The organism is Streptomyces rubellomurinus (assembly GCF_000961885.1).
GTDB lineage: Bacteria > Actinomycetota > Actinomycetes > Streptomycetales > Streptomycetaceae > Kitasatospora > Kitasatospora rubellomurina.
Genome location: NZ_JZKH01000284.1, coordinates 1 through 686, shown reverse-complemented (window position 1 = coordinate 686; position 686 = coordinate 1). Strand labels below are relative to the sequence as shown.

Sequence of the window (686 nt, the reverse complement as noted above, 5' to 3'; positions counted from 1 at the left end):
ACCGCCGTCCGCACCGGCCGGGCGGCTGCCCGCGCCACCGGCCTGAACAAGGTCTACGGGGAGGGCGAGACCAGGGTCGTCGCCCTGGACGACGTCAGCGTCGCCTTCCCCGAGGGCGAGTTCACGGCCATCATGGGCCCCTCCGGCTCCGGCAAGTCCACCCTCATGCACTGCATGGCCGGCCTCGACACCGTCTCCTCCGGCTCCACCACCATCGGCGACACCGAACTCGTCGGCCTCAAGGACAAGCAGCTCACCCGCCTGCGCCGCGACCACATCGGCTTCATCTTCCAGGCCTTCAACCTGCTGCCCACCCTCACCGCCCTCGAGAACATCACCCTCCCGATGGACATCGCCGGCCGCAAGGCCGACCAGGCCTGGCTCGACCGCGTCGTCGACACCGTCGGCCTCTCCGGCCGCCTCGGCCACCGCCCCTCCCAGCTCTCCGGCGGCCAGCAGCAGCGCGTCGCCTGCGCCCGCGCCCTCGCCGGAAAGCCCGACATCATCTTCGCCGACGAACCCACCGGCAACCTCGACTCCCGCTCCGGCGCCGAGATCCTCTCCTTCCTGCGCAACTCCGTGCGCGAACTCGGCCAGACCGTCGTCATGGTCACCCACGACCCCGTCGCCGCCTCCTACGCCGACCGCGTCGTCTTCCTCGCCGACGGCCGCATCGTCGACGAACT

1 protein-coding gene is annotated in these 686 nt (G+C 71.1%); it reads left to right on the top strand.

What is annotated here, in order from left to right:
* Positions 1 to 686 (top strand): ABC transporter ATP-binding protein (locus VM95_RS37845; RefSeq protein ID WP_045706082.1); only part of this gene is annotated, 686 nt, incomplete at both ends.